Genomic DNA, 19,826 nt, shown 5'->3' with positions numbered 1-19,826 from the left:
GGGCTCACCACCCTGCCCCCTGATATGAACCCTAATGCCGCCCAGTTGTGGCCCGCACCACGCTGGGCACTGGCAATTTTGTTGGCCCTGCTCGGCATGCTCGGGCCGTTCTCCATCGACACCTTCATCCCGGCGTTCTCTGGGATTGCGGCATCACTGGGCGCGACCCCGGCGCAGATGCAGCAAACGCTGTCGGCCTACCTGTTTGGCTTTGCGTTCATGAACCTGTTCCACGGGGCACTGTCAGACAGTTTTGGCCGCCGCCCGGTGGTGCTCACAGGTCTGGCCATCTTCACCCTAGCCAGCGCGGGCTGCGCACTGTCACAAAGCATTGAGCAACTGGTGTTCTTCCGCGCCATGCAGGGTTTGTCTACCGGCGCGGGCATTGTGGTGTCGCGGGCGGTAGTGCGCGATATGTTCGCCCCGGCGGATGCGCAAAAAGTGATGAGCCAAATCACCATCTACTTCGGCGTGGCCCCGGCGGTGGCGCCCATCATTGGCGGCTGGCTGTTTGTGCACCTCAACTGGCACAGCATCTTCTGGTTTTTGACCGGCATCGGCGTACTGCTGTGGGCCGCCAACTTCCGGTTTTTACCCGAAACCCTGCACCTGGACCAACGCCAGCCGCTGAATGCTAGGCACCTGCTGCGCGGCTACCGGCAGCTGTGCTCGAACCCGCGCTTTGTGCTGCTGGCGCTGGCCAGCGGTGTGCCCTTCAACGGCATGTTCCTCTATGTGCTGTCGGCCCCGGAATTTCTGGGCCACCTGCTGGGGCTGGGCCCGACGCAGTTTTTCTGGTTCTTTCTGCTGACCATAGCCGGCATCATGTCCGGGGCCTGGTGCAGCGGGCGCATGGCGGGCAAGGTGCCCGCAAAAACGCAAATCCGCCACGGCTTTGTCATCATGGTGGTGGTCTCTGTGGTGAATGTGCTGGCTAACCTGCTGTTCACAGCGCATGTGGGCTGGGCGCTGTTTCCGGTGGCCATCTTCGCATTTGGCTGGGCCATGATGGTGCCCGCCGTGACCCTGCTGGTGCTGGACCTGTATCCAGAACGGCGCGGCATGGCCTCCAGCCTGCAAGCCTGTTTGGGCTCCACCGCCAATGGACTGGTGGCCGGGGTGCTGGCCCCTCTGGTGATGCATTCGGCCATCGCGCTGGCCCTGGCATCAATGGGCATGCTCAGTGTCGGCTTGCTGGCCTGGATATGGCTGCACCGCCGTTGGCCTGACATTGGCCGCACGACATAAAGACTATGCGCTGAAGCCCTTGGGATTGGCACTCTGCCAACGCCAGGCATCGGCACACATCGCCTCCAGCCCCCGCTCGGCCCGCCAGCCCAGCAGCTCTAACGCCGCAGTGGGTTCGGCGTAGCAGGCGGCAATATCACCGGGCCGCCGGGGGCCTACTTGGTAGGGCACGGGCTTGCCGCTGGCTTTTTCAAACGCCCGCACCATGTCCAGCACGCTGTAGCCAATACCGGTGCCTAGGTTGACGGTCAAAAATTCGGGCACGGCCTGCAGCCGCTCCAGCGCCTTCAAATGGCCCACGGCCAGATCGACCACATGGATGTAGTCGCGCACGCCGGTGCCGTCGGCGGTGGCGTAGTCGTCGCCCCACACATTCAAAAATGCCCGCTGGCCCACGGCCACCTGGGCCACAAAGGGCAGCAGGTTATTGGGAATGCCGCGTGGGTCTTCGCCAATCAGGCCACTTTCGTGCGCTCCCACCGGATTGAAGTAGCGCAAGATGCCGATGCGCCACGACGCGTCGCTACGGTGCAGATCGCGCAACAAGTCTTCCACCATCAGCTTGCTGCGGCCATAGGGGTTGGTGGCGGAGAGCGGATGGTCTTCGGTCAGCGGCAGACGCTGCGGGTCGCCGTACACCGTGGCCGACGAGCTGAACACCAGCGTCTTCACACCACACGCGCCCATCGCTTCGAGCAGGCGCAGCGTGCCCACCACGTTGTTGTCGTAATAGCGCAGCGGCTGCGCCACGGACTCGCCCACCGCCTTCAGCCCCGCGCAATGGATCACCGCCGTGGCCCCGCTGGATTGCAGTGCCGCCGTCAAAGCCGCCACATCACGGATGTCGCCCTCAATCAAGCGCGGCTTTTTGCCCGTGATGCGCTCCACCCGCGCCAGCGACTCGGGTTGGCTGTTGCAAAAGTTGTCGAACACTGTCACGTCCAGACCGGCATTGAGCAGTTCAACGCAGGTGTGGGAGCCAATGTAGCCAGCGCCACCGGTTACGAGAATCATGGGTGCCCTTTTCATGCCTCCGAAATGAAGGCAAAAACGAAAACGCCCCAGAGTCCATGTGAACTCTGGGGCGCATGCATTGAAATGGTAGGGCGTGAGTGACTTGAACACTCGACCAAAGGATTATGAGTCCTCTGCTCTAACCAACTGAGCTAACGCCCCACACAACCCGGCATTCTACTGTGCCCGAATCAGGTTACTTTTGGTGGCTCAGCGCGTTACTGACCAGCTTGGAGGTGATGTCCACGATCTGGATCATGCGGTCGTAGGCCATGCGGGTGGGGCCGATCACGCCCAGGGTGCCGACGACTTGGCCGTCCACCTCGTAGGGGGCGCTGACGATGGAGAGTTCTTCAAACGGCACGACCTGGCTTTCGCCGCCGATATAGATGCGCACGCCCTCGGCTTGGCTGGAGATATCCAGCAGCCGCATGATCTGGGTTTTTTGCTCGAACAGATCGAAAGCGCGGCGCAGATGGCCCATGTCGCCCGAAAAATCGCTCACCGACAGCAGATTGCGCTCGCCCGAGATCACCACATCGCCTTGCTCGCGGGTCAGGGCTTCGGAACTGGCATTGACGGCGGCCTGCATCAGGCTGGCGATCTCGCCGCGCAGGGTTTCGACCTCGTTTTTGAGGCGTTCGCGCACCTGCTCGATAGACAGGCCTGCGTAGTGGCCGTTCAGGTAATTGGCGGCTTCGACCAGTTGCGAGGAGGTGTAGTCCACCTCGGTGAAGATGACGCGGTTTTGCACATCGCCTTCGGGCGAGACGATGATGACCAGGAAGCGCTTGTCCGACAGGCGCAAAAATTCAATGTGGCGAAACACCGAGGTGCGCCGGGGGGCCATCACCACGCCGACAAACTGCGACAGGCTGGACAGCAGGTTGGCGGCGTTGACGATGACTTTCTGCGGTTGCTCGGCCACCAGCTTGGGCGGGGCCAGCGGGCCGGTCTGCACGGTAAGCATGGTGTCCACAAACAGCCGGTAGCCGCGTGCCGTGGGAATACGCCCGGCAGAGGTGTGCGGGCTGACGATCAGACCCAGCTCTTCCAGGTCGGACATCACGTTGCGGATGGTGGCGGGCGACAGGTCCAGGCCCGAGGCTTTGGAGAGCGTGCGCGAGCCAATGGGCTGGCCATCGGCGATATAGCGCTCGACCAGCGCTTTCATTAACAACTTGGCGCGGTCATCTAGCATAGCCATATTTTAGTGATGTAATTTGTGCATGAAATCACAATTCCGCCACGTAGCGCTCTTCGGCAAATACGCCGCACCGGGCACTTACGCAGCCAACGCATCGTCGCGCCAGATACTGGAAGAGATTGCCCAGTTTTTAACCAGCCAGGGCTGCGAGGTGGTGGTAGATGCGGAAACCGTCGCCAACACCGGCCTGACCGGCTACCCCGCGCTGGATATCGCCACGATTGGCCGCCAGTGCGACCTGGGGCTGGTGGTCGGTGGCGACGGCACCATGCTCGGGATTGGCCGCCAACTGGCCTGCTACGGGGTGGCGCTGATGGGCATCAACCAGGGGCGACTGGGGTTTATTACCGACATTCCGATCGAGTCCTACGCCGCCACCTTGCTGCCTATGCTGCACGGCAAGTTCGAGGAAGACCACCGCAGCCTGATGCACGCCCGCGTGATGCGCGCCGGTGTCTGCGTGTTTGACGCGCTGGCGCTGAACGATGTGGTGGTTAACCGGGGGGCCACCTCGGGCATGCTGGAGCTGCGCGTGGAAGTGGATGGCCGCCTGGTGGCCAACCAGCGGGCGGACGGCCTGATCATCGCCACACCCACCGGCTCCACCGCCTACGCTCTGTCGGCGGGTGGACCGCTGATGCACCCGTCCATCCCCGGCTGGGTGATGGTGCCGATTGCCCCACATACATTAACAAATAGGCCGATCGTGCTGGCGGATGCTGCGGAAGTAGCTATTGAATTAGTAGCAGGTCGCGATGCCAGTGCGAATTTCGACATGCAGTCCTTGGCCTCGCTACAGCACGGCGACCGCATCATCGTGCGCCGCTCCGAACACCGGGCACGCTTTCTGCACCCCCAGGGCTGGAGCTACTTCGACACCCTGCGCCGCAAACTCCACTGGAACGAAGGAACCTAAAGTTATGGCGCTGAAACGTATCACCCTGCGCGACTTCGTGATCGTGCGCGAACTGGAGCTAGACCTGCACAGCGGCTTCAGCGTGCTCACCGGCGAAACCGGTGCGGGCAAATCCATCCTGATCGACGCACTGCAACTGGCCCTGGGCAGCCGTGCCGATGCGGGCACCGTGCGCGAAGGCGCGGCCCGGGCCGACATCAGCGCCGAATTCGACAGCCCCCCCGCCACCAGCGCCTGGCTGGAGCAGGCCGGGTTCGACCAAGCCGACAACCTGCTGCTGCGCCGCACGGTAGACGCGCAGGGAAAAAGCCGCTCCTGGATCAACGGCAGCCCGGCCACCGCCACCCAGTTGCGCGAGATCGGCGACCAGCTGCTCGACATCCACGGCCAGCACGCCTGGCAAAGCCTGACCCGCCCCGACACCGTGCGCCGCCTGCTGGATGCCTACGCCGGCAGCAGCACCCGCACGCTGGAAGGGCTGTGGACCCAGTGGCGCAGCACCCAGAAAGCCCTGGCCGATGCCCAGGCCGCACGCGATTCGCTGCAACAAGAGCAGGAGCGGCTGGCCTGGCAGATTGGCGAGGTGGGCAAGCTCAACCCCGGCGCCGACGAGTGGACCGGGCTGAACGCCGAGCACACCCGCCTGTCCCACGCCCAAACCCTGCTGGATGCCGTGCAAACCGCCATCGACGCGCTAGAGGGCGAAGAATCTGGCGCGCTCAGCGGCCTGTCCCGCGCCCACACTGCGCTACACAATCAAGAGCACATTGCGCCCGAGTACGCTGCGCTAGCAGAGGTTTTGGCATCCAGTTTGGCGCAGGCCGAAGATGCCGCCCATTCGCTGCACGCCACCCTGCGTAAAACCGAACTCGACCCCACCCGGCTGGATGCACTGGACGAACGCCTGTCCCAATGGGTGTCGCTGGCCCGCCGCTACAAGCGCACGCCTGCTGAGCTGCCCGGTCTGCTGGCAACCTGGAAAACCGAGCTGGCCCGGCTGGACGCTGCCGCCGACGCACGCGCCCTGGAGGCCGCCGAACGCAAAGCCCAAGCCGCCTACCGCGCCGAGGCCTCCGCGCTCAGCAAAGCCCGCACGCAGGCCGCCCCCAAATTGGCCAAAGCCATCACCCTGGCCATGCAGGGCTTAGGGATGCAGGGCGGCCAGTTCCAGGTGGCGTTGCAAACCACCGAGCCCAGCGCCAGCGGGCTGGAAGAAGTGCAGTTTCTGGTCGCCGGGCATGCGGGCAGCACACCGCGCCCGGTGGGCAAAGTGGCCTCTGGCGGCGAACTGTCGCGCATCGCTTTGGCGATTGCCGTCACCACCAGCGAGCTGGGCACAGCACAGACCCTGATCTTTGACGAGGTGGATTCCGGCGTCGGCGGGGCCGTGGCCGAAACCGTGGGCCGCCTGATGAAGCAACTGGGCCGCGACCGCCAAGTGCTGGCCGTGACCCACCTGCCACAAGTCGCCGCCTGCGCCGACCACCACCTGGTGGTGGCCAAGCAGCGCGACGGCAAAAGCACCGTCAGCAGCGTGGCCTTGGTACTGGGTGAACAGCGCGTGGCCGAGGTAGCGCGCATGCTGGGGGGCGAAAAACTATCCAACACCACGCTGGCCCACGCCAAAGAAATGCTAGGGATCGCGCTATGAAACTTGAAATTGTTTTGATCACCGGCATGTCCGGCTCCGGCAAGTCGGTGGCCTTGCACGCGCTGGAAGACGCGGGCTACTACTGCGTGGACAACCTGCCGCCCGAGCTGCTGCTGAGCTTTGTGAAACTGGAGCAAACCCAGGGTGCGCAGAAAGTGGCCATCGCGATGGACGTGCGTAGCGCCACCGCCCTACCCTTGGTGCCGCAGCACCTGGAAACGCTGCGCAAGCAGGGGGTGCACACCAAATCGCTGTTTCTGGATTCGGCCACCGACACCCTGGTGCGCCGCTACTCCGAGACGCGTCGCAAGCACCCACTGTCACGCTCCGAGCGCACCGACCAGCAGCATGCACTGGTCGAGGCCATCGAGCTGGAGCGCGAGCTGCTGGCCGATCTGCGCGAAGAGGCCCATGTGATCGACACCAGCTTCATCCGTGCCTCGCAGTTGCAGGGCTACATCAAGTCGCTGATCGCCGCGCCCGAGGCGCAGCTGACGCTGGTGTTCGAGTCCTTCGCCTTCAAGCGCGGCATTCCGGTGGATGCCGACTTTGTGTTCGACGTGCGCATGCTGCCCAACCCGCACTACGAGGCCGATCTACGCCCGCTGACCGGACGCGACGACCCGGTGGCCGCGTTTTTGCGCCAAAGCTCGGATGTAGCGCAGATGTTTACCCATATCGAGACGTTTTTAAGCCACTGGCTCGGCCCCCTGGCGCGCGACCACCGCAGCTACGTCACCGTGGGCATTGGCTGCACCGGCGGGCAGCACCGCTCGGTGTACTTGGTGGAGCAACTGGCAGCGGCGTTCAGCAAGCGCTGGGTCACACTGAAGCGGCACCGCGAGCTGGATGGCCGGGGCGATGTGCCGCTGCTGTCCGGCGGCTCCACCGTCTTTTAATCGTCTAAAGCTTTTTAGGCATCTAGCGCATATAGTACCTGCGCAAGCAGCTATCTATTCAATAGCACTCAAGAGTTTGCGGATGGGTGCGGGCAAACCCATCTCCGGCCAGCGCAGGGCCTCGACCCAGTCGCCGTGCGGGCCGGGCCGGGCATCCTGCGGCCACTGGGTCTGTACAGGGTGCAGGTACAAATCCTTGTGCGTCAGCACGTGCAAAAACACGGGCAAGTCGTCCAGCACAGCCGCCCCTAGCGATGCAGCCAAGGCCTCGCGGCTGTCGAACACCGGCAGGCAGTACAGCCCTGCCCACACACCGGCATCGGGCCGCCGTTGCAACCACACGCGGCCAGCAGTGTCTTGCGCCCACAGCAGCCACCAGGACTCGGTGCTGCGCTTGAGCTTGCGGGTTTTGAGCGGGTACTTTTCGGGCGCACCCTGGCGCTGGGCGGTGCACACCGGCTGCACCGGGCACAGCAGGCAGGTCGGCTGGCGCGGCGCGCAGACGGTAGCCCCCAAGTCCATCAGGCCCTGGGTGTAACGCGGCATGGTGTCCAGCCCGGCTTGGGCGGGCAGCAAGGCGGTGGCCTGGTCCCATAGCGCGCGCTCGTTGGCGGCCACGGCCAGATCGGCCCCGAAACCCAGCACCCGGGTCAGCACGCGCTTGACGTTGGCATCCAGAATCGCGGCGCGTTCGCCATAGCAAAACGAGGCGATGGCGGCGGCGGTGGACCGGCCGATGCCCGGCAGGGTTTGCAGCAGCTCGGCGGTAGGGGGAAACCGCCCGCCGTGCACCTCCATCACCTGCTGGGCGCAGCGGTACAGGTTGCGGGCACGGCTGTAGTAGCCCAGGCCACTCCACAGGGCCAGCACGTCGTCCAGGCTGGCGGCGGCCAGACTTTTGACATCGGGGAAGCGGGCCAGAAAGCGCGGGAAGTACACCAGCACCGAGCTGACCTGGGTTTGTTGCAGCATGATTTCAGACAGCCAGACGCGGTACGGGTCGTGGGTGTTTTGCCAAGGCAGGCTGTTGCGGCCGTGGGTCTTTTGCCAGGCAATCACCTGGGATGCAAAAGCGGTGGCCACCGCCTGGGGGGCCGCATATGCCGCCTCTAAAACTGCCGTCATGCCGAAATTATTCCGAAGTGGGCCGGGGGCCGGCGGTGGTCAAAAAATACGAGGTCAGCAGTTGCAGGCGGGTTTCAAACTGGCCCAGCACCGCCTCTTGCCCTTCGATCTCGGCCACCTGCACGTCTAGCCCCCCGGCGGCAGTCTGCATGCGGTCGATGCCTTCGATGCGCCGGGTAAAGCTTTTGCGCCGTTCTTTGAGCTGGTCTTCGAGCTGGGCGGCCGCAGATTTGCTCCACAGTTCCACATCGTCAAAGGCCGACTGGGTGACGCCCCGCAGCCGCGAGCGCAGTGCCCGCACCAGCCGCTCGGCAAATTCGGGCTGGGCCAGTTTCAGGACATTGCGCAGGCTCAGGTACTGCACGTGGCTGGCTTCGATCTCGGCCAGTTCGGCCTGGTAACGCTGTAGATCGGGCACGCCCGCCAGCAGCAGCGAGAAACCGAACTCGGCATTCAGCTGGCCAAAGGTGGCCGCCAGCATGCTGTGGATTTCCTCGCCAAAGGTCTGCGCCTTGGCCAAGTTGGCGTACAGCCGGGCAAAGGTGTCGGAGTACACGCCTTTCACGCCACGCTTCCAGCCGGGTTGGCGCAAGGCCTCGCCCAGCAAGGCCATTTCGGATTTCAGGGTGCGGCCACCTAGCAAGACGTAGACCTCGCCCAGCAGCTTGTGCTGGATGGCGCGCACGGCATGGATCTTGGCGTTGCCCATGTCGAACTCGCGCTTTTCCTGCTCAATGCGCTGGCGCATGGCTTTCACCACGGTCAAATTTTTGCCGCCCAGGCTTTGCAGCTCCATTTTTTGCTCGGCCAGGTCGCGGCGGCGCACATGCAGCACACGGCCCGTCTCCATCCGCAGATCGGTAATGCCGCGCGACACAGCGCCCCGCAGAATCTCTTGCCGCTGGCCCAGAATGCCCTGGCCCAAGGCCACCTCCAGACCGGGCAGGCCACTGGCTTGCAGCAGCTGCGCGTCATTGGTGATCTTGGCCACCAGGCCTTTTTGCGCCGATACCGCCAACACCCGCGCCGCAGGCACGCCCAGCAGCGCCGCCGAGGCCATGCACTGGCGGTCCACTTGCGCCTGCACCTGCTCGGGCGTGCTCAGGGCATCCCACAGGGTATCGACCTTGTTGAGCACCACCAGCCGCGCTTCCATGCTCTCGGCATCCGGGCGCAGGTGGTCGCGCCACACGGTGAGATCGGACTTGGTAACCCCGGTATCCGCGCCCAGGATAAACACCACGGCATGGGCCTGGGGGATGAGGTTAACGGTCAGTTCCGGCTCGGCACCGATGGCGTTGAGCCCCGGGGTATCCAGAATCACCAGCCCCTGCACCAGCAGCGGGTGGGCCATATTGACCAGCGCATGCCGCCAGCGGGGCACTTCGACCTGGCCATCGGCATCCATCGGCGGGTTGTCGTCGGGCTCTTGGTCGTGCCAAAAACCCAGGGCACGGGCTTCGTCCTGGGTGACGCGGCGGACTTCAGTCACCTTCTCCAGCGTCTGGGCCAGCTGGTTCGCGTCATTGACGTCCAGGTCGATATGGGTCCATTGCTCCGGGGCCTGCCGCCACTCGACCAACGACTGGGGGTGCAGGCGCGATTCAATGGGCAACAGCCGCAAGCTGGGCGACACATCCGCGTCATAGCCCAGTTCGGTCGGGCACATGGTGGTGCGGCCTGCGCTAGCGGGCATGATGCGCCGACCATACCCGGCAAAAAACACCGCATTAATCAGCTCTGACTTGCCGCGCGAGAACTCGGCCACAAAGGCGACCATCACCTTGTCGCTGCGCATCTGGTCTTCCAGGCGCCGCAGCCGGGCCTCGACCCCTGCATCCATCAGCGCATGCTCTTTCATCCATGCGGACAGCAGCTTCAGACGCAGCGCCAGCTCACGCCGCCATGCGCCATGCTGGCCTAGTTGTTCGTTGAAAGATGTCGCCACAGGAGGATAGGAATTGGAAATTAGAAAAAACTCAAAGAAATCAATCGGACTGGGCGCACAGAAGAGCTTGCGTAAGTCTGGATCAATATAGCAGGACTACCGCTTTTGACAGACCGGGCAAAAATAAGTCGATCGTTGGCCTTGGCGGATCTGCTGGATGGATGTACCACAGACCCGGCACGGCAAACCCTGGCGATCGTAGACCATCGCTTCCAACTGAAAGTAGCCGCTCTCGCCATACGCATTGGAAAAATCTCGCAGCGTGCTACCCCCCTTCAATACCGCCCGGGCCAGCACGCTGCGCACTGCGGCGTGCAGTTTGGCGGCGCGTGGCTTGCTGATGCTATTGGCCCGCAGCGTAGGGCGGATACCGGCCATGAACAGCGCCTCGGACGCATAGATATTGCCCACGCCCACTACCACCTCGCCCGCCAGCAGCACCTGCTTGATGGCGGTTTTACGCACATGTAGTCCCGCGTAAAAAGCCGGTAAAGAAAAACCGTCGTCCAGCGGCTCCATGCCCAAATGGCCCAACAGCTTGACGGCCTCGGGCGCGTCCTGGCTGTCGGCATATACCACCGCCCCAAACCGGCGCGGGTCATGCAGACGCAAGGTGCCCAGATGGGTGACCACATCGCAATGGTCATGCACACCCGGCGCAAGCGGGTGGTGGGCGAAATGCAGGCTACCCGACATGCCCAGATGCAGCAGCAGCAGGCCCGCATCCAGGTCCAGCAGCAAATACTTGCCCCGGCGGCGCACCTGTAGCACGGTACGGCCCGCCAGTTGCGCCGGGTCGCACCCCAGCGGCCAGCGCAGCGGCTTGCCCATGCGCACGCTGTGGATCCGCGCACCCTGGATGCGGTCGGCAAAACTCAAACGGGTGACTTCAACCTCGGGCAACTCGGGCATGGCAAGCAGTTTATGAAGAGGGAAATCGGCACCGGCCAGGGAGCTTTACCCCCCGAACACGGCATGTGAATAGGCTTAGATTATTATGAGCCGATGAAGCGATATCTAAGACTGGCTACCCACGGTTTGGCAACTTTGGCCTTGGCCACAGGCGGCCTGCATGCATTGGCACAAACGCCCCCCCAGGAGGCTGCGCCAGCCCAGTCCGCCATGAATGGCGAGCTTTTCTATATTGTGTTGCTGGGCGAGCTCAACACCGTGGGCGGCGAACCCGGCATTGCCTACCAGCTGTACCTGGAAGGGGCCCGCAAAGCCGGAAACGATCCCAGCCTGTACCGCCGCGCAGTTGAAATCGCCTTGCAGGCCCGTGCCGGTGGCGATGCATTGCAAGCCGCCCGGATCTGGAGCAAGGCCGAACCCGCATCGCGAGATGCCAACCGCTACGTGCTCCAAATTTTGCTGGCCCTGAACCGCGTCGCAGACACCGCCGAACCGCTCAAAATCGAGCTAACGCTGGCCGCAGCATCCGACCGCGCCGCAGCCATCACGGCCATTCCACCCACCTACGCGCAGATTTCCGACAAAAAACAGGCTGCAACGGTGATCGAACAGGTGCTGTCAGGCTACCTGGCCGACCCCGCCATCGGCCCCTCCGCCTGGACCACCGTGGGCCGCATGCGCTTGGCAGCAGGAGACACCTCTGCCGCACTGGAGGCCGCCCGCAGCGCCCAGGCCTTGTCCATCAGCGCCCCCGGCCCGGTGCAACTGGCGCTGGAAATGATGGGCCCCAAAGCACCTCTGGCCGAACCACTGGTGCTGCACTATTTGGCAGGCCAGCCCTTGCCCGAGTTGCGCATGGCCTATGTCCGCGTACTTCTGGATGCCCAGCGTTATGCCGAAGCAACGCAGCAGCTCACCCTGTTGACCCGCAACCACCCCGACTTCCCCGATGCCTGGCTGGTGCAAGGCAGCCTGCAAGCACAAGAAAAGCAACTTGACGCGGCAGAGGTGTCCCTTAAACAATTCACCGCGCTGGCCGCCCCCCTCCCCCCCAGTGAAGGCCGCACCCGAGGTTTGTCGGCGGCATACATGGCCCTGTCGCAGGTTGCCGAAAACCGCCAAGATTACGTGGCGGCTGCTGCGTGGCTACAAAAAATCGACAACGCAGAAGAACTGCTGGCCGTACAAAGCCGCCGCGCATCATTGCTTGCCAGACAAGGCAAGCTGGCCGAGGGCCGCGCACTGCTGCAAGCACTGCCCGACCGCACCCCGGCAGAAAACCGCCAAAAACTATCCGCCGAAGTGCAGTTACTGCGCGACAACAAGCAATACCAAACCGCCTACGAGCTGATGGCCACCGCTGTCGCCCAGCAGCCCGGCGATGCAGACCTGCTGTACGACCAGGCCATGCTGGCCGAAAAGCTCGACAAGATGGACGAGATGGAGCGCCTGCTGCGCCAATTGATCGCCACCCAACCCGACTACCACCACGCCTACAACGCCCTGGGCTACTCGTTGGCCGAACGCAATCTGCGCCTGCCCGAAGCCCGCGAGCTGATCCGCAAGGCCCTGGAATTTGTACCCAATGACCCGTTCATCGCCGACAGCCTGGGCTGGGTCGAGTTCCGCATGGGCAACAACGACGAAGCCCTGCGCGTGCTCGATGGGGCCTATAAAGCAAAGCCCGATGCCGAAATCGCAGCTCACCTGGGTGAGGTGCTCTGGACCCTGGGCCAACGCGACCGCGCCACCAGCATCTGGAAAGAAGGCCTGCAAATCAACCGCGACAACGAAACCCTGCTGGCCACACTCAAACGCCTGCAAGTCAAGCTGTGACCACCATCGCCCGCCGGTGGGCCCTCATGGCATGCGCCGTGCTACTAACCGGGTGCGCGCATGTGCGCAGCAGCCGCCAAACCGCAGACCCTTCTCCGTTCTGGAGTGGCCGCCTGGCCTTGCAGATAGAGGGCTCGGCTGCGCAATCTTTTTCGGCCGGCTTTGAGCTCAAGGGCTCAGCAGAAGCCGGTGAACTCATACTCTTCAACCCACTCGGCGGCACGGTTGCGCGCATGCTGTGGCAGCCCGGATCGGCAACCCTGTACACCAACGGCGAAGTAAGACCCTTTGATTCGCCGGAGGCCTTGGTGGCACAAGCCACCGGAACCCCGCTACCCCTGGCCGCGCTGTTCGACTGGCTGCACGGCAACAACACTCCGGTGCAGGGCTGGCAAACGGACCTGTCCCGCCTGGACGATGGCCGGTTGACGGCAGTGCGCAACCACCCCCTGCCCATCTCCACCTTGCGCGTAGTTCTCGACCAATAAGCATGCAAGCCCTGTACGACGTAGCCGCCCCGGCCAAACTAAATCTTTTCTTACACATCACCGGTCGCCGGGCTGACGGCTACCACCTGCTGCAATCGGTCTTCATGCTGATCGACTGGTGCGACACCCTGCACTTTGAACTGCGCCGCGACAGCCAACTCAGCCGTGAAGACCTCAGCACGCCACTGCCACCCGATGACCTTGTGCTACGCGCCGCCCGCGCACTACAAACCGCCACCGGCACCACCTTGGGTGCACACATCGGTGTACTGAAAAATATCCCAGCGCAGGCTGGCATGGGCGGTGGATCTTCCGATGCCGCATCCTGCCTGCTGGCGCTGAACCGGTTATGGAAATTGAATGTGCCGCTGGCGCAACTGCAAAAAATAGGCCTGCAATTGGGTGCCGACGTGCCATTTTTTCTCGGTGGCAACAACGCCTGGGTGGAAGGCATCGGAGAAGACATCACCCCGATCAGCCTGCCGCCAAGCCGCTTTGTGGTGGTCAAACCACCCGAGGGACTCGACACTAAATTGATTTTTTCATCGCCAGACCTAAAACGCGATTCAGCCAGTGCTATACTCGCAGGCTTTGCTGCACAGCCTTATTACTTCGGTACTAATGACTTGCAGCCAGTCGCAAAAAACCTCTGCCCTGCTGTAAATCAAGTCCTTGAGTGGCTTGAAAGCAAAGGTTTAAATGCTAGAATGACTGGCTCAGGTAGCGCAGTGTTTGCTGAAATGCTGAGCGATGTAGATTTGCAAAATGTACCGAGTACATGGCAAGTTCGAAAATGCAGCAATATGGACGTTCACCCTCTCAAAGGTTGGGCCTCCAGCGATGGTTAATCGGTTTGCAGCTTCATGCTGCGGACCCGTGTAGGGGAGTCGCCAAGTTGGTTAAGGCACTGGATTTTGATTCCAGCATGCGAAGGTTCGAGTCCTTCTTCCCCTGCCAAATATTCTGAATACGCAGATATTCGGAATATGCACACACAGTTACTTCATCGCAAAGACGCTCATGCAGCCCCACCACACTGATTTCATGATTTTCACAGGCAATGCCAATCCTGGCATGGCCGCTGACATTGCCAAGCACCTTGGCATCTCATTGGGCGCGGCCCGCGTCGGCCGCTTCTCAGATGGTGAAGTCACCGTCGAGATCAACCAAAACGTCCGTGCCCGCGACGTTTTTGTGGTGCAAAGCACCTGCGCCCCCACCAACGAAAACCTGATGGAGCTGCTGATCATGGTGGACGCGCTCAAGCGTGCTTCTGCCGAACGTATCAGCGCCGTGATTCCTTATTTTGGCTACGCCCGCCAAGACCGCCGCCCGCGTTCGGCCCGCGTGCCGATCACCGCCAAGGTCGTCGCCAACATGCTGCAAGCTGTGGGTGTTGACCGCGTATTGACGATGGATCTGCATGCCGACCAGATCCAGGGCTTCTTTGACATCCCGGTGGACAATATTTACGCCTCACCTGTTTTGCTGGGTGACCTGCGCCAAAAGAACTACGAAGACCTGATCGTGGTGTCGCCCGATGTGGGTGGCGTGGTGCGTGCCCGTGCGCTGGCAAAGCAGCTAGGTTGCGACATGGCCATCATTGACAAGCGCCGCCCCAGGGCCAATGTCAGCGAAGTAATGCACGTGATCGGTGAAATCGATGGCCGCAACTGCGTCATCATGGACGACATGATCGACACCGCCGGCACACTGGTTAAAGCCGCCGAAGTCTTGAAAGAGCGCGGCGCCAAAAAAGTCTACGCTTACTGCACCCACCCCATCTTCTCCGGCCCGGCCATCGAACGCATTGCGAACGGCTCGGCCCTGGACGAAGTGGTGGTCACCAACACGATTCCACTCAGCGCTGCTGCGATGGCATGCCCCAAAATTCGCCAACTCACCGTAGCCCCCCTGATCGCAGAAACGATCCAGCGGATTGCCAACGGTGAGTCGGTCATGAGTTTGTTCTCGGACCAGGAAAACCTTTTCTAGGCCAGAGCAAAAAAGCAGGCCCGTGCGCGTATTGCGCGCGGGCCTTTTTAAATCGGAGTGACACTGGTCGCGGTGCACTCTCACAGGAGTTAATTATGAAATTCGTCGCTTTTGAGCGCGCACTGCAGGGCACGGGTGCGAGCCGCCGTCTCCGCATTACCGGCCGCACCCCCGGCATCGTCTACGGTGGAGAAACACCCGCGACCCAAATCGAAATCGACCACAACTCTCTGTGGCACGCTCTGAAAAAAGAAACCTTCCACTCCACCATTCTGGACATGGAACTGGATGGCAAAGAAAGCAAAGTGCTGTTGCGCAATGTGCAAATGCACCCCTTCCGCCAACTGATTCTGCACGCTGACTTCCAGCGCGTCGAAGCAGGCACCACGGTAACCATGAAGGTGCCTCTGCACTTCAGCGGCCAAGACCTGTGCCCCGCCGTCAAGACGGAAAACTGCATGGTCACCCCCGTGGCGAAAGATGTGCAAATTTCCTGCCTGCCTGCCGACCTGCCAGAGTTCATTGCGGTGGACCTGAGCGGCCTGACCAAAGGTTCGTCTTTGCACGCCAAAGATCTGGTTATGCCCAAGGGCGTGTCGGTTGTCACCCGTGGCAAAGAAAACCCCGCGTTGGTGTCCGTGATTGCGCTGGCCGCAGAAGTGGCTGTTGATCCAGCAGCCGCTCCCGCCAAGGGCAAAGCCGGTGCCAAGCCTACAGCTAAGCCAGCAGCCAAGAAGTAATTCTTTTCAGCTCAAAAAGGCCCACTTCGGTGGGCTTTTTTGTTTTTGGATAATCACCACCATGATCAAACTGTTTGTCGGCCTGGGCAACCCCGGCCCGGAATACGAAGCTACCCGCCACAACGCCGGTTTCTGGTGGATCGACGCACTGGCGCGCGAGCTCAAAACCAGCCTGCAACCTGAAAAAAGCTACTACGGCCTGGTGGCACGCACCGTGGTGGACGGCGAGCCGCGCTGGCTGCTCAAACCCCAAACCTTCATGAATGCCTCAGGCAAATCGGTGGCGGCGCTGGCCCGGTTTTTCAAAATCCAGCCGGGTGAGATTCTGGTGGTGCACGACGAGTTGGACATCGTCCCCGGCCAGGCCAAGCTCAAGCTGGGCGGCAGCCACGCCGGGCACAATGGCCTGCGCGATATCCACGGGCAACTCGGCAGCCCCGATTACTGGCGGTTGCGCATCGGCATCGGCCATCCGGGCGCGCGCGATGAGGTTCTGAACTGGGTGCTGAAAAAACCGTCTGCCGACCACCGCACAGCCATTGAAGACAGCATGACCCGTGCGATTCTGGCCGCGCCCGCACTGCTGGCAGGTGATATGGACAAGGCCACGATGGCCATCCACACCACTAAGCCGCCCCGGCCCAAACCGGTGCGGCCGCCTGAACCGGTTTAAACCACGGGTTTGACGATCTCGGCTTGCAGCCGCCGGTACTTGGCCCACAAACTTTCGTTGTCTTCCACGTGCTCCGGGTTCACCGGAATGCACGACACCGGGCAGACCTGCACGCACTGCGGCTCGTCGAAATGGCCCACGCACTCGGTGCATTTGTGCGGGTCGATCTCGTAGATCTGTACACCCAGGTAGATCGCGTCGTTCGGGCACTCCGGCTCGCACACATCGCAGTTGATGCACTCGTCGGTGATGATCAATGCCATAGCGCGCTCCCGTCGTTCATGGAGGAATAGTAGGTCACGCAGTGGCCAAAGCCACACGCATCGCGTCGATCACCGCCTTGTAATCAGGGTTGCCGAAGATGGCGCTGCCCGCCACAAAGGTATCGGCACCAGCCGAAGCCACGCGGGCGATGTTGTCGGTCTTGATGCCGCCGTCCACTTCCAGGCGGATATCCTTGCCCGACGCCTCGATGCGGCGGCGCGCCTGCTCCACCTTGCGCAGGGCCGAGTCGATAAAGCTCTGGCCGCCAAAACCGGGGTTGACGCTCATGATCAGAATCAGGTCGATGTCGTCGATCACCCAGTCCAGCACGTCCAGCGGCGTGGCGGGGTTGAACACCAGCCCGGCCTTGCAGCCTTTGGACTGGATGGCCTGCACGCTGCGATGTACGTGCCCGGTGCCTTCGGGGTGGAAGCTGATCAACGACGCGCCCGCATCGGCAAACGCGGCCGCCAGCGCATCCACCGGCTGCACCATCAAATGCACGTCAATCGGCACGGGCGTGCCATCGGGCTTTTTGGCATAGGGACGCAGCGCACTACAGACCATCGGGCCGAAGGTCAGATTCGGCACGTAGTGGTTGTCCATCACGTCAAAGTGGATCCAGTCGGCGCCGGCTTCAATGACATTTTTCACCTCTTCGCCCAGGCGGGCAAAGTCGGCAGCGAGGATCGAGGGGGCAATGCGGTAATTTTTCATGGGCCGTATTTTCGCAGACCGTATGTGCACGCACGGTACGATGCCGCCCATGCCCAAATACCAATTCACCGTCGAGGTGCTGCCGCAGTACCTGCCCGACCAGTCCGACCCCGCGCAAGCCGTGTTCAGCTTTGCCTACACCGTCACCATCCACAACACCGGCGAGGTGCCCGCCCAGCTGATTGCCCGCCACTGGACCATCAGCGACGGAAACGGCCACATCGAAGAAGTAAAGGGACTGGGCGTGGTGGGCCACCAGCCGCTGCTGCAACCCGGCGAATCCTTCCAGTACAGCAGCGGCTGCCGCCTACGCACCGGCACCGGGGCCATGCGCGGCAGCTATTTTTGCGTGGCCGAAGACGGCGAGCGCTTTGACGCCACTGTGCCGACCTTTGTGCTGGATGCCACTGGCAACAACCTGCCTTTGTCCAGCCACACACTGCATTGAGATGGGCGAATTCGACCTCATCCGCCGCTACTTCACCCGCCCCACGCCGCGCGCCGTGCTGGGCGTGGGCGACGACTGCGCCCTGCTGCAACCCCGCCCCGGCATGCAACTGGCCATCTCCAGCGACATGCTGGTCGAGGGCCGCCACTTTCTGAGCACCGTCTCTCCCGCCGCGCTGGGCCACAAGGCGCTGGCGGTGAACCTGAGCGACCTAGCCGCCTGCGGGGCGCAGCCGCTGGCCTTCACACTGGCCCTGGCCCTGCCGCGCGCCGATGCCGCCTGGCTGGAGCCGTTCTCGCAGGGTTTGCTGGCGCTGGCCGATGCCCACGGCTGCGAACTGGTGGGCGGCGACACCACCCAGGGCCCGTTGAACATCTGCATCACCGTGTTCGGCGAAGTGCCGCCCGGCCAGGCGCTGCTGCGCTCGGGCGCGCAGGTGGGCGACGACCTGTATGTCAGCGGCACGCTGGGCGATGCCCGGCTGGCGCTGGAGGTGTTTCGCGGCACGCTATCGCTGCCCGAAGCTGCCTTTGCCCAGGCCCGCGCCCGGCTGGAGCGGCCCACGCCCCGTGTCGCCCTGGGGCTGGCGCTGCGCGGCGTGGCCACGGCGGCGGCCGATATCAGCGACGGGCTACTGGGCGATCTGGGGCACATCCTGCGGGCCTCGGGGGTGGGGGCCGTGGTGGATACGTCGATTGCTATTAAATTAATAGCTACTAGCGCAGATAAAATATGCGCCAGAGGCCTATTTGATTCAAAAATCATTCTGGCATACGCATTGTCCGGCGGCGATGACTACGAGCTGGTATTTACCGCCCCGCCCTCGGCACGCACGGCCGTGGCCGCCGCCGCCACGCAGGCCCAGACCCCCGTGGCACGTATCGGCCAGATCGAAGCCCGCACGGCGGATGCGGCCGTCCGCCTGGTCGATGGCGAGGGAGCCCCCGTGGCCCAGGCGTTCGCCGGGTTCGACCACTTTGCCTGATACAAATGCACGCAAACGGACTGGCTTGCGTACACTCAATCCCACTATGAGTGAATCTGACGCCATCCGCCAAATCCTGACGCACGCGCGCACCATCGCGGTGGTGGGCCTGTCCGACGACACCGGCCGCCCCAGTTTTGATGTGGCCCGCACGCTGCAAGCGCGGGGTTACCGCATCATCCCGATCAACCCGAACATCACCGAAATTTTGGGTGAAACCGCCTACCCCAACCTGACCGAAGCCGCCCGGCACCACACCATCGAAGTGGTCAACTGCTTCCGCCGCAGCAAAGACATTCCGCCCATCGTGGAAGAAGCCATCGCCATCAAGGCTAAGGCGGTATGGATGCAGCTGGGTATCTCGCACACGGCAGCCGCCCTCAAAGCCCAGACCGCCGGGCTGCGGGTGGTGCAAAACAAATGCATCAAGACCGAGCACGCAGTGCTGTCAGCCCGTGGAGTCATCTAAGGCATACCCCCAGGCTACAGCGCAAGCGCTTTCCGCCACCCCCCTTGCAGGGGGCAACAGCAGCGGCCTGGCGGAGCCAGTTCCACGCTGTTTTTGGAAGGGATGCCTATGAGATTGTTGTATGCTTTTTAGGCCGCTAGCGCTTATGTCGTATGCACAATAAGCTATTTAATAGAGCCACTTGCACAACCACTCAAAGATGTAATTTCCTGTCGATTGGGAGTCGAATTTTTGAGGGTGAAGGTGTAGGCGCAGCCACTGGGAAGTGACATCATCTGGTTTACCAAGACA

General features: G+C 62.5%; 20 protein-coding genes and 2 tRNA genes. 14 read left to right on the top strand and 8 right to left on the bottom strand.

Annotated features, from left to right (window positions below; translation table 11 throughout):
• The first annotated feature begins 24 nt into the window (after positions 1 to 24).
• Positions 25 to 1,248, top strand: coding sequence for a multidrug effflux MFS transporter (locus tag AC0969_RS10825; protein ID WP_479624153.1), 1,224 nt, complete (start codon positions 25 to 27; stop codon positions 1,246 to 1,248).
• A 3-nt stretch (positions 1,249 to 1,251) separates the two neighbouring features.
• Here AC0969_RS10825 and galE read toward each other — a convergent pair whose 3' ends face one another.
• The 3 genes from galE to hrcA all read right to left on the bottom strand — a co-directional run bounded on the left by galE (position 1,252) and on the right by hrcA (position 3,463).
• Complete coding sequence (galE, locus tag AC0969_RS10820) at positions 1,252 to 2,262, bottom strand: UDP-glucose 4-epimerase GalE (protein ID WP_479624152.1); 1,011 nt, start codon at positions 2,260 to 2,262, stop codon at positions 1,252 to 1,254.
• 85 nt (positions 2,263 to 2,347) lie between these two features.
• Positions 2,348 to 2,424: transfer RNA gene (locus tag AC0969_RS10815), tRNA-Ile, on the bottom strand.
• A 34-nt stretch (positions 2,425 to 2,458) separates the two neighbouring features.
• Positions 2,459 to 3,463 carry a heat-inducible transcriptional repressor HrcA gene (hrcA, locus tag AC0969_RS10810; RefSeq protein WP_479624151.1) on the bottom strand — a complete coding sequence of 335 codons (1,005 nt, stop codon included), beginning with the start codon at positions 3,461 to 3,463 and terminating at the stop codon, positions 2,459 to 2,461.
• Positions 3,464 to 3,491: 28 nt separating this feature from the next.
• Between hrcA and AC0969_RS10805 the strand changes: the two genes are divergently transcribed.
• The 3 genes from AC0969_RS10805 to rapZ are packed head-to-tail and all read left to right on the top strand — an operon-like array spanning position 3,492 to position 6,935.
• On the top strand, positions 3,492 to 4,385 hold the full coding sequence (locus tag AC0969_RS10805) for an NAD kinase (protein WP_479624150.1): 894 nt from the start codon (positions 3,492 to 3,494) through the stop codon (positions 4,383 to 4,385).
• 4 nt (positions 4,386 to 4,389) lie between these two features.
• Positions 4,390 to 6,036, top strand: a complete 1,647-nt coding sequence (gene recN / locus AC0969_RS10800) for a DNA repair protein RecN (protein WP_479624149.1) — start codon at positions 4,390 to 4,392, stop codon at positions 6,034 to 6,036.
• The gene (rapZ, locus tag AC0969_RS10795) at positions 6,033 to 6,935 is read left to right on the top strand and encodes an RNase adapter RapZ (protein ID WP_479624148.1); all 903 of its coding nucleotides are present in this window, start codon (positions 6,033 to 6,035) and stop codon (positions 6,933 to 6,935) included. The genes recN and rapZ overlap by 4 nt, the downstream gene beginning before the upstream one ends.
• Positions 6,936 to 6,989: 54 nt before the next feature.
• On the opposite strand, the gene mutY is transcribed toward rapZ, so the two are convergent.
• The 3 genes from mutY to mutM form a co-directional block, all read right to left on the bottom strand.
• A complete protein-coding gene (mutY, locus tag AC0969_RS10790; protein ID WP_479624147.1) occupies positions 6,990 to 8,060 on the bottom strand; it encodes an A/G-specific adenine glycosylase in 1,071 nt (356 codons plus the stop codon).
• Positions 8,061 to 8,067: 7 nt separating this feature from the next.
• Complete coding sequence (locus tag AC0969_RS10785) at positions 8,068 to 10,008, bottom strand: dynamin family protein (RefSeq protein ID WP_479624146.1); 1,941 nt, start codon at positions 10,006 to 10,008, stop codon at positions 8,068 to 8,070.
• A gap of 96 nt (positions 10,009 to 10,104) precedes the next feature.
• Positions 10,105 to 10,920 carry a bifunctional DNA-formamidopyrimidine glycosylase/DNA-(apurinic or apyrimidinic site) lyase gene (gene mutM, locus AC0969_RS10780; protein WP_479624145.1) on the bottom strand — a complete coding sequence of 272 codons (816 nt, stop codon included), beginning with the start codon at positions 10,918 to 10,920 and terminating at the stop codon, positions 10,105 to 10,107.
• 93 nt (positions 10,921 to 11,013) lie between these two features.
• On the opposite strand from mutM, the gene AC0969_RS10775 reads away from it, so the two are divergent.
• The 7 genes from AC0969_RS10775 to pth all read left to right on the top strand — a co-directional run bounded on the left by AC0969_RS10775 (position 11,014) and on the right by pth (position 16,652).
• Positions 11,014 to 12,756 (top strand): tetratricopeptide repeat protein, encoded by a 1,743-nt coding sequence (locus tag AC0969_RS10775; protein ID WP_479624144.1) that lies wholly within the window; start codon positions 11,014 to 11,016, stop codon positions 12,754 to 12,756.
• On the top strand, positions 12,753 to 13,244 hold the full coding sequence (locus AC0969_RS10770; RefSeq protein WP_479624143.1) for a lipoprotein insertase outer membrane protein LolB: 492 nt from the start codon (positions 12,753 to 12,755) through the stop codon (positions 13,242 to 13,244). The genes AC0969_RS10775 and AC0969_RS10770 overlap by 4 nt, the downstream gene beginning before the upstream one ends.
• A 2-nt stretch (positions 13,245 to 13,246) precedes the next feature.
• Complete coding sequence (ispE, locus tag AC0969_RS10765) at positions 13,247 to 14,092, top strand: 4-(cytidine 5'-diphospho)-2-C-methyl-D-erythritol kinase (RefSeq protein ID WP_479624142.1); 846 nt, start codon at positions 13,247 to 13,249, stop codon at positions 14,090 to 14,092.
• Between the two features lie 32 nt (positions 14,093 to 14,124).
• Positions 14,125 to 14,201, top strand: a tRNA-Gln gene (locus tag AC0969_RS10760).
• 63 nt (positions 14,202 to 14,264) lie between these two features.
• Positions 14,265 to 15,239, top strand: coding sequence for a ribose-phosphate pyrophosphokinase (locus AC0969_RS10755; protein ID WP_479624141.1), 975 nt, complete (start codon positions 14,265 to 14,267; stop codon positions 15,237 to 15,239).
• A 95-nt stretch (positions 15,240 to 15,334) separates the two neighbouring features.
• Complete coding sequence (locus tag AC0969_RS10750) at positions 15,335 to 15,979, top strand: 50S ribosomal protein L25/general stress protein Ctc (RefSeq protein WP_479624140.1); 645 nt, start codon at positions 15,335 to 15,337, stop codon at positions 15,977 to 15,979.
• 61 nt (positions 15,980 to 16,040) lie between these two features.
• Positions 16,041 to 16,652: an aminoacyl-tRNA hydrolase gene (gene pth / locus AC0969_RS10745; protein ID WP_479624139.1), complete on the top strand. Its 612-nt coding sequence runs from the start codon at positions 16,041 to 16,043 to the stop codon at positions 16,650 to 16,652.
• Here pth and AC0969_RS10740 read toward each other — a convergent pair.
• Positions 16,649 to 16,915 (bottom strand): YfhL family 4Fe-4S dicluster ferredoxin, encoded by a 267-nt coding sequence (locus AC0969_RS10740; RefSeq protein WP_479624138.1) that lies wholly within the window; start codon positions 16,913 to 16,915, stop codon positions 16,649 to 16,651. The two genes, pth and AC0969_RS10740, sit on opposite strands and share 4 nt — an antisense overlap.
• Positions 16,916 to 16,949: 34 nt before the next feature.
• A complete protein-coding gene (gene rpe, locus AC0969_RS10735; RefSeq protein WP_479624137.1) occupies positions 16,950 to 17,633 on the bottom strand; it encodes a ribulose-phosphate 3-epimerase in 684 nt (227 codons plus the stop codon).
• Between the two features lie 49 nt (positions 17,634 to 17,682).
• Here rpe and apaG point away from each other — a divergent pair, with 49 nt between their 5' ends.
• The 3 genes from apaG to AC0969_RS10720 are packed head-to-tail and all read left to right on the top strand — an operon-like array spanning position 17,683 to position 19,535.
• Positions 17,683 to 18,081, top strand: coding sequence for a Co2+/Mg2+ efflux protein ApaG (gene apaG / locus AC0969_RS10730; protein ID WP_479624136.1), 399 nt, complete (start codon positions 17,683 to 17,685; stop codon positions 18,079 to 18,081).
• Between the two features lies 1 nt (position 18,082).
• Positions 18,083 to 19,066, top strand: a complete 984-nt coding sequence (gene thiL / locus AC0969_RS10725; RefSeq protein ID WP_479624135.1) for a thiamine-phosphate kinase — start codon at positions 18,083 to 18,085, stop codon at positions 19,064 to 19,066.
• 46 nt (positions 19,067 to 19,112) lie between these two features.
• On the top strand, positions 19,113 to 19,535 hold the full coding sequence (locus tag AC0969_RS10720; protein ID WP_479624134.1) for a CoA-binding protein: 423 nt from the start codon (positions 19,113 to 19,115) through the stop codon (positions 19,533 to 19,535).
• Positions 19,536 to 19,826 lie beyond the last annotated feature (291 nt).

The organism is Rhodoferax sp. LB1P47, assembly GCF_056521445.1.
This window is presented reverse-complemented; position numbering and strand designations above follow the sequence as displayed.